We start from the raw sequence: 6,346 nt of genomic DNA on the forward strand, positions 1-6,346 counted from the left end.
CGCGCGCGGCGCGGGCCGTCTCGGGCAGCTCCTCCGGCGCGGGCAGGCGCGCCCGGTCCCGCCGCACGAGCGCGACCGCCAGCTCGACGGCGGAGCGGGTCTCGACGAGCCGGCGCGCCGCGGCGAGGTCCTCCTCCGGCGCGTCGGCGGCGAGCGCGGCGACGTCCGCCCCGAGCCGCTCGGCGTCGCCCGCGCGGATCGCCTCCGCCGTCGGCACCGCCGTCCACTCGGCGGCCACCCCCGCCTCGCGCAGCATCCGCTCGAGCCGATACCGCTCCGGCGGCGCCGCGAGCAGCACGGCCACGCCCTTGCGCCCGGCGCGGCCGGTCCGCCCGCTGCGGTGCTGGAGCGCCTCCGCGTCGCGGGGCAGGTCCGCGTGCAGCACGAGGGCGATGCCCGGCAGGTCGAGGCCGCGGGCGGCGACGTCGGTCGCGACGAGGACGCGCGCGCGGCCGTCCCGGAGCGACTTCAGGGCGCGCGTGCGCTCCGCCTGGGTGAGCTCGCCCGAGATGGCCACCACCTCGAACCCCCGCTCGCCCAGGCCGGCCGCGGTGTGCTGGACGGCCTCGCGCGTCGCGCGGAAGACGAGCGCGCTCGGCGGGTCGGCCTCGCGCAGGACGTTCACGATCGCGTGCTCGCGCTCGCGCGCCGCGACGAGGTGCGCGCGGTAGGCGATGTCGGCGTGCGCCTCGCCCGCGGGCGTCGCGGCCACGCGCGCGGGCTCGCGCGTGTAGCGCTTCGCGAGCTCGACGATGGGGCGCGGCAGCGTGGCCGAGAAGAGCACGGTGCGCCGGTCGGGCGGCGCCGCCCCGAGCAGCTTCTCGAGCTCCTCGCGGAAGCCCATGTCGAGCATCTCGTCCGCCTCGTCGAGGACGAGGGCGCGCACGGCGGAGAGATCGAGCGCGCCGCGCTCGAGGTGGTCGACGAGCCGGCCGGGCGTCCCGACGACGACGTGCACCCCGTCGGCGAGCGCGCGCGCCTCGCGCCGCGGGTCCATGCCGCCGACGCACGACGCCACGCGCCCGCCCGCGTCCGCGAACAGCCAGGCGAGCTCGCGCTGCACCTGGATCGCGAGCTCGCGCGTCGGCGCGACGACCAGCGCGCCCGGCGCCCCCGCCTCGCCGAACGTCCCGGCGTCCTCGAGGAGCGTCTCTGCGAGGGCGAGGCCGAAGGCGATGGTCTTGCCCGAGCCGGTGCGCGACGAGACGAGCAGATCGCGGCCGCGGTGCGCGGCGTCGAGGACGGCGGCCTGGACCGGCGTCGGCTCGGCGTAGCCGCGGCGGTCGAGGGCGGGGAGGAGCGCGGGGTGGGCCCCGATGGAGCTGAAGGTGTTCACGGGCTACGTTCTAACCCCGACGCGCGGCCGTTAGGCATTTCTTAGGAAGCGCGGAGGGATCATTTAGGAAGCGGGCGCCCCTGCCCCCAGGCACATTGCGCACGCACGGCGCGGCGGGCCGCCGGAGCGGAGGCGCGATGCGGGGGACCGGACGGGCGAGGCTTCGCGGCGGCTCCCGGCGGCGCCTCACCGCGCTGGCGGCGGCCGCCGTCCTCGCCGGCGCCCTCCTCCTCCTCGGCGCCGCCGTGAGCGCCTCCGCCCCGGCGCTCGACCCGGCGGGGACGGAGGAGACCTCCGTCGCGAAGGCGCCCCCCCGGCTCGCCGACACCGGGCTCTACGCGGACGCCGCGACGCGCCGGATCGACCCCGCGGTGCTCCCCTATACGCCGCAGTATCCGCTGTGGTCGGACGGCGCGACGAAGCGGCGCTGGATCCGCCTGCCGCCCGGCTCCGCGATCGACGCCACCGATCCGGACGCGTGGGTCTTCCCGATCGGCACGCGGCTCTGGAAGGAGTTCAGCTTCGGCCGGCGGATCGAGACGCGCTACCTGGAGCGGGTGGCCGACGGCTCGTGGATCTTCGCGGCCTACGTCTGGACGGACGACGGCGCCGACGCGGTGCTCGCGCCCGAGCGCGGGATCCGCGGCGCGGCCGAGAGCCGCCCGGGGGTCCCTCACGACATCCCGTCCGTCTACGACTGCCGCGCCTGCCACGAGGGCGGCCCCACGCCGGTGCTCGGGTTCTCCGCGCTGCAGCTCTCTCCGGATCGCGACCCGCTCGCCGCGCACGCGGAGCGGCCCGGCGCGGGGGACGTGGACCTGCCCGCGCTCGTCGCGCGCGGGCTCCTCCGCGGGCTGCCCGAGGCGCTCCTCCGCCGGCCCCCGCGGATCGCGGCGCAGACGCCGGTCGCGCGCGCCGCTCTCGGCTACCTGCACGCGAACTGCGGCATCTGCCACGACGCCCGCGGGCCGCTCGCGACCCTGGGGCTCTCGCTCGCGCAGCGCGTCGGGCCAGGCGCTCGGCAGGACGCGGCCCTCGCGACCGCGGTCGGCGTGGCGAGCCGCTTCCGCCCGGCCGGCACCCCCGAGGGCGACGTCCCGTCGCGGATCCGCCCCGGCGATCCGGACCGGAGCGTCCTCCTCGCGCGCATGGCCTCGCGCGACCCGCTGCTCCAGATGCCGCCGCTCGGGACCCACGCCGTGGACGGCGCCGCCGTCGCGCTCGTCTCCAGGTTCATCCGCGAGCTCCGGCCCGGCCCCGCCGCCCTCTCTCGCAGCACCCCACGCCAGGAGGAAGCCCGATGAAGAAGCGCATCGTCCCCGTCGCCCTCGGCGGCGCCGCCCTGCTCGCCGCGCTCGCGCTCACCCGCGTGAGCGCGGACGCGGGGGGCGACGTGGCCCGCGGCAAGTACCTCGTCACCGCCAGCGGCTGCAACGACTGTCACACTCCGTGGAAGCCCGGGAAGAGCGGCGCCCCCGAGCCGGACATGACGCGGATGCTCTCGGGGCACCCCGAGCAGCTGACGATGCCCGCCGCCCCGGCGCTGCCGCAGGGGCCCTGGATGATCACCGGGGCCGGGTCCATGACGGCCTGGTCGGGCCCGTGGGGCGTGAGCTTCGCGGCGAACCTGACGCCGGACGCGGAGACCGGGCTCGGCAAGTGGACGGAGAAGGAGTTCGTCGACGCCATGCGCTCCGGCCGGCACATGGGCAGGGGGCGGCCGATCCTCCCGCCGATGCCCTGGCAGAACGCCGCCACCCTGACCGACGCCGACCTGCGCGCGATGTTCGCCTACCTGCGCTCCATCCCGGCCATCAAGAACCGGGTGCCGGAGCCGCGCCCGCCCGAGCTCGCCACCGCCAAGCCGGCGCGGTGACGCCCGATGCGCTCGGCCGCCTCGCGCGCGGGCACCTCACCCGCACTCCTTCTCGAGGAGCGAGACCGCGCAGTCGAGCTCGAGCGCGAACCGGCCGCGCCGCACCGGCACGAGCCGGACCTCCGGACACTTCTCCTGGAGACGCCGGCGCAGCAGGATGAGCCGGCTCTCCAGGTTGTCCTTCACGGCCGGCAGGCCGAGGGCGGGGTCGAGCCGGAGCTCGCGGTTCGTGAACTCGGTACGCCCCTCCCGCCGGTGCTGCCCGAGCAGCTTCCACAGGATCCGGCCGGGCACGTTGCGGATGAGGTACTCCCCGTCCACGAAGACGCAGTCGTCGTTGCGGTAGTAGCAGAACACGCGCCTGCGCTCGGGGGCCGGGGCGAGCCGGGGCGCGGGGAACGGCCCCGTCCCCTCTCCTGCCGGCCGCAGGCGATCCATCCCCATCGCGATCTGGTTCCCCACGATCCCGAGGAAGGCCTCGTCCCAGTCGTCGAAGCAGAGCGGATCGCGGCTCTCGAACGCGAGCACGCCGACGAGCCGGTCCCTCACGAGCAGCGGGAGCGCGAGCTGCGCCTGGGCGTCGGGGAGGCCGGGGAGCGGGACCTCCGGCGGGAGCGTTCCGCCCCCGGCCGCCTCGAGGCGCTCGCGCACCGCGCGCCCGTAGCGCAGCTCCGCCCCGACCCCCGCGACGCGGAGCATCCGCCGCCGCTGCGCCACGCAGCCGATGATCCCGGCCCCGATCCGGGCCCTCGCGCCGAGGGCCGCCTCGCCGTAGCCGTGGCTCGCGATCGCGACGAGCTCCGCCCCGCCCGCGGGGACGAGCACCATCGCGTGCGAGAACCCGAACAGCGCGTCGAGCGCCTCGAGCGCCCCCGCGAGCAGCGCCGGGAGGTCCGGGGCGCGCGCGATCCGGTCGGAGACGACCTGCAGCCCGCGTATCTCCGTGAGCGGCCCCGCCGGCAGCGGCGGCGCGGCCTCCTCGAGGGCGGGATCGGCCGGGAGGAGGAGCCCCTCCACCCGCTCCACCGAGAGCACCTCGTAGACGTCGGCGGAGCGCAGCGCGAAGACGCCGGTCATGCCGGTGTGCGAGGCGATCACCTGGATGCGCAGGGCCATCGTGTCGAACAGCGGCCCCTCGGTCTCCGCGTGCTCGAAGCGCAGGCGCAGCCGGTAGGCCTCGAAGGTGAGCGGGTGGTAGAGCAGCACGGAGGCGAGCGGGTTCTCCTCGACGTTGCGCCGCGTCTTGTTGAAGAACTGGCAGGAGAGCGCGACGCGCCGGGGGTCGACGTACTGGACCTGCGACAGGTACGTGACGTTCGGCTCGCCGTCGCGGCCGCAGGTCGCGATCTGGGCCGGCACGATGCCCGGGAAGCACGGGCCGAGCTCCTCGAGGCGGATCATGGCGCGCGCCCCGCGACGTCGACGAGCGGGGCGCCCGCGTCGGGCCCGGGCGTCTGCACGAACACGCCCTCCACGCGGACGCGCACCGCGTGGCACGGCCAGTGCGCGAGCCGGAGCGTGGCGCGCGCGGGGATCCCGATGACGCCCCACGCGTCGGCCAGCGCGTCGAGGTACCGCTCCACCCTCTCGCGCTCGTCCGCGCCCGCCTCGCCGACCTCGACGGCGCGGCCCTTCACCTGCACCGAGCGATGGTCCGCGGCGCGCGAGAAGCAGACCGCGATCCTGCCGTTGTCGCGGAGGTTCGCGAGCGCCTCCCTGGAGGTCGCCGCGGGCAGGAACACCGTGAGCTCGGCGCCGCCGCGCTCCACGCGCACGCCCATCGCGCGCAGGGCGTCCGGCGACAGCCGCGCGTCGCGCGTGGCGACGAGCACCGAGACCCCGGATTCGAGAAAGCCGGCGAGCTGCGCGGGGATCACCCAGACCTCCGACCTCGGATCCTAAAGGCCCACGTTCGCGCGCACCGCGCGCACCCGGCCCCGGAGACGGGTCCCGGGCGGGGTCCTGTGGCCCTTGCACTCCGAACGCGGGACGGGACGCGCCTCTCCGCGTCCCGTCTTCCTGCGGCTTCTCCCGGCCGAAGAGAGCCGCTACCGTGTCTCATCGCCCCGGTGCGACGACCGCCGGCGGAGGCGCGGGTGACCCCACAGGAAACGCTCGAGCTCGCCGCCAGGGCGCGCGCCCCGGCCCCTGCGCGTCCCGAAGGAACGCTGGAGGACGCGATCCGCCCGGGCCTGCTGCTCGACGGGCGCTACCTCCTGCAGACGCTGCTCGACGAGGGCGGGACCTCGAGCGTCTGGCGCGCGGAGAACGTCCGTATCGGGCGCGCCGTCGCGGTGAAGATCCTCCGGGCGGAGGTCGCGCACAGCCCGCGCGACGTCGAGCGCTTCCGGCGCGAGGCCCAGATCGCCGTGCGCCTGTCCTCGCCGCACGTCGTGGACGTGCTCGACTTCGGCGACGCGCCCGGCGGCGCGCTGTACCTCGTGATGGAGCTCCTCGCCGGCGCGTCGCTGCGTGAGCGGCTGCGCCGGGACGAGCGGCTGCCGCCCGCCCGCGTGACGGAGCTGCTCCGCCAGCTCCTCGCCGGCCTCGACGCGGCGCACCGCGCCGGCATCGTCCACCGCGACCTGAAGCCCGACAACCTGTGGCTCGTCCCGCTGCCGGACGGCGAGGAGCGGCTCAAGATCCTCGACTTCGGGATCGCCAAGCTCGCGGAGCCCTCCCCGCCCACCGAGCGCGACCAGGCGGGCTTCGTCGTCGGGACGCCGCAGTTCCTCTCGCCGGAGCAGGCGGTCGGCGCGGAGGTGGATCACCGCGCGGACCTCTACAGCGCCGGGATCATCGCCTGGCTGCTCGCGACGGGCCGTCACCCCTTCCCGACCCACGATCCGCTGACGCTCCTGCGCGCCCACGCCTACGAGCCGGTCCCCTCGCCCGCGGACGAGTGCCCGTCGCTGGCGGCGCACCCGGCGCTCCTGCGCTTCATCGCGCGCGCCACGGAGAAGGACCCCGACCGGCGCGCCCAGAGCGCCGCCGAGCTCCTCGAGATCCTCGAGGGCCGAGCCGTCTCCGCGACGCCGGTCCTCACGGCGACCGGACCCGCGCTGGCGCCCCCGCTCCGCGCCGCGCTCGCCGCGCCGGCGCGCAGCGGGCTCGTGCGGTCGGCGGCGGCGGTC

6 protein-coding genes are annotated in these 6,346 nt (G+C 76.7%); 3 read left to right on the forward strand and 3 right to left on the reverse strand.

Annotated elements, in window-relative coordinates; translation table 11 throughout:
• Positions 1–1,336, reverse strand: a 1,336-nt coding sequence (locus MNZ29_RS23205; protein ID WP_242356957.1) for a DEAD/DEAH box helicase, incomplete at its 3' end; no start/stop codon positions are given.
• A 137-nt stretch (positions 1,337–1,473) separates the two neighbouring features.
• On the opposite strand from MNZ29_RS23205, the gene MNZ29_RS23210 reads away from it, so the two are divergent.
• A complete protein-coding gene (locus MNZ29_RS23210; protein WP_242356959.1) occupies positions 1,474–2,640 on the forward strand; it encodes a hypothetical protein in 1,167 nt (388 codons plus the stop codon).
• The gene (locus MNZ29_RS23215) at positions 2,637–3,212 is read left to right on the forward strand and encodes a c-type cytochrome (protein WP_242340844.1); all 576 of its coding nucleotides are present in this window, start codon (positions 2,637–2,639) and stop codon (positions 3,210–3,212) included. Before MNZ29_RS23210 ends, MNZ29_RS23215 begins: the two co-directional genes overlap by 4 nt.
• Positions 3,213–3,248: 36 nt before the next feature.
• Here MNZ29_RS23215 and MNZ29_RS23220 read toward each other — a convergent pair whose 3' ends face one another.
• The gene (locus tag MNZ29_RS23220) at positions 3,249–4,613 is read right to left on the reverse strand and encodes a GAF domain-containing protein (protein ID WP_242356961.1); all 1,365 of its coding nucleotides are present in this window, start codon (positions 4,611–4,613) and stop codon (positions 3,249–3,251) included.
• Positions 4,610–5,089 carry a pyridoxamine 5'-phosphate oxidase family protein gene (locus MNZ29_RS23225; RefSeq protein ID WP_242356963.1) on the reverse strand — a complete coding sequence of 160 codons (480 nt, stop codon included), beginning with the start codon at positions 5,087–5,089 and terminating at the stop codon, positions 4,610–4,612. The genes MNZ29_RS23220 and MNZ29_RS23225 overlap by 4 nt, the downstream gene beginning before the upstream one ends.
• Positions 5,090–5,308: 219 nt before the next feature.
• Between MNZ29_RS23225 and MNZ29_RS23230 the strand changes: the two genes are divergently transcribed.
• Positions 5,309–6,346: serine/threonine-protein kinase (locus MNZ29_RS23230; protein WP_242356965.1), on the forward strand; the 1,038-nt coding region annotated here is incomplete at its 3' end.

Source organism: Anaeromyxobacter sp. SG64 (assembly GCF_022690745.1).
In the GTDB taxonomy this organism is placed as follows: domain Bacteria; phylum Myxococcota; class Myxococcia; order Myxococcales; family Anaeromyxobacteraceae; genus Anaeromyxobacter; species Anaeromyxobacter soli.